Origin of the sequence: Streptomyces specialis (assembly GCF_001493375.1) — a bacterium.
Classification (GTDB): Bacteria; Actinomycetota; Actinomycetes; order Streptomycetales; family Streptomycetaceae; genus Streptomyces; species Streptomyces specialis.
On the sequence record NZ_LN929861.1, the window covers coordinates 1 to 1,586 of the forward strand.

Annotated in this window: 3 protein-coding genes; 1 reads left to right on the plus strand and 2 read right to left on the minus strand. The window is 72.4% G+C overall.

What is annotated here, in order from left to right:
- Positions 1–42: 42 nt before the first annotated feature.
- Both BN2279_RS09595 and BN2279_RS09600 read right to left on the minus strand, forming a co-directional pair.
- A complete protein-coding gene (locus tag BN2279_RS09595; protein ID WP_059008299.1) occupies positions 43–543 on the minus strand; it encodes a DUF5709 domain-containing protein in 501 nt (166 codons plus the stop codon).
- A 23-nt stretch (positions 544–566) separates the two neighbouring features.
- The gene (locus tag BN2279_RS09600) at positions 567–983 is read right to left on the minus strand and encodes a DUF2267 domain-containing protein (RefSeq protein ID WP_059008300.1); all 417 of its coding nucleotides are present in this window, start codon (positions 981–983) and stop codon (positions 567–569) included.
- A gap of 299 nt (positions 984–1,282) precedes the next feature.
- Here BN2279_RS09600 and BN2279_RS09605 point away from each other — a divergent pair, with 299 nt between their 5' ends.
- The gene (locus tag BN2279_RS09605; RefSeq protein WP_059008301.1) at positions 1,283–1,585 is read left to right on the plus strand and encodes a hypothetical protein; all 303 of its coding nucleotides are present in this window, start codon (positions 1,283–1,285) and stop codon (positions 1,583–1,585) included.
- Position 1,586 lies beyond the last annotated feature (1 nt).

Sequence of the window (1,586 nt, forward strand, 5' to 3'; positions counted from 1 at the left end):
CCCGACCTCCGCCCCGCCCGCCGCCTCGCCCGCGGCCGATCGCTAACAGCGCCCCCCGCCCTCCCCGTACTCCTCCCCGGCTTCCTCGACGGGCTCCTCCTCGGAGATGTGCATCGCCGCCTCCTCGGCGGAGGCCGCGCCGCCGTCGATGCCCACGTCCGAGGCCACCACGTCGCTCGCCGGCCGCCGGTAACGGTCGTCGTCCCCGACGATCCGCCCGGCGCGCCGGTCTCCCGCGATCTGGTCCGCCCGGGGCTCGCCCTCCATGCCGGGCTGGTCCCCGATCCCGTTGCCCTCCGGCACACCGACGTCCGGCACTTCCTCCGACAGCCGCTGGTCCAGCGACTCGCCCTCGCGCTGCTCCCTGGCCGTCGTGCCGTGGCCGGTCACCGCCAGCGGCTTCTCCGGCGGCGAGTAGCCCTCGTCCAGCATCTCGTCCTGGTCGTTCTCGCCCAGCGCGTTGTCGCGGTCGATGTCCTCCGGGTTGTCCCGTGTGTCGGAGCCCGTCGGCTGATAGACGTCGTCCCCCATCGGGTCGGACATGTCTCCCTCCTTCCGGGCGCGCGTCAGGCGCCCGCCGTGCCGGAGCTGCCCGCGAAGAGCACCTCCGCCAGCTCGTCGTCCAGCGAGTCCCGGATCTTCCCGGTCAACCCGCCGACGGTCGCCTCCCCCGTCACCTCCACCACACACCTCGCCTCGTGCACCGCTTTGGGCGTGTCCGCGCCGGAGCGCTGCGCCACCCGGTCGAAGAACTCCGCGCGGCTCATCCGGATGCCGGTGGCCGGCAGGTCGGGGGCCGCCGCCACGCGGCGCAGGTGCTCGCCGATCTCGTGGGGCAACTGGGCCGCCAGGTTCGCCGCCAGATTCGGCGGGATGCGCTCGGCGAGGGTCTCCAGGCTGGCCCGCGTCGCCGCCTCGGCCGCGCCCCTGCTGGAGAGTCTGGCCCGTGCCTGGACCTGTCCGATGAACTCGTCGTGCTGCATGATCGCCTCCCGTGCGGGTGTGGAGCGGGGACCGGGTTCCCCCACCCGGCGGAGCAAAACCGGCATACCGGTCACCTGTCGGCTCCCGTTCCCCGCCCCGCCCGCGATCGCGACAGGCCGTGCGCGGCCCTTGCGTACGCGTGGGCGTGACACCTCACGCGGAAGATTGCGCACCCCGGCACAACGTTCGCCACCCAGCGTTGACATGTCCGCCTCGCGCTCCGAGCATGAGCGTCACCCGGGGTCCGGCGTGCCCTTCAACGCCGAGCAGGAGAAGGCAGGAAAGGGGGGCAGACGCGGTGCCGATCACCATATTCCGCCGTCTGGCCTGGTTGCTCGGAATCGTCGCGACCCTCGGCGTGATGATCCTGGCGCCGTCGTCCGCGACCGCCGAGGAGGACTTCTACGTCCCGCCCTCGCCCCTCCCGGCCGGTGAGGACGGCGACATCATCAGGTCGGAACCCGTCCAGGCCGACGGCGCGACCGTCACGCGCATCATGTACCGCAGCCGCGACGCCCAGAACAAGCCGATCGCCGCCGTCGCGTATACACACCTCACGCTGCACACCAAGCGGTGCGCGCACTGCAGTCTACTCCACTAGA

Bases quoted from the DNA above. Each gene is read 5' to 3' on its own strand.
- BN2279_RS09595 (WP_059008299.1), bottom strand. From the start codon at position 543: ATGTCCGACCCGATGGGGGACGACGTCTATCAGCCGACGGGCTCCGAC.
- BN2279_RS09600 (WP_059008300.1), bottom strand. From the start codon at position 983: ATGCAGCACGACGAGTTCATCGGACAGGTCCAGGCACGGGCCAGACTC.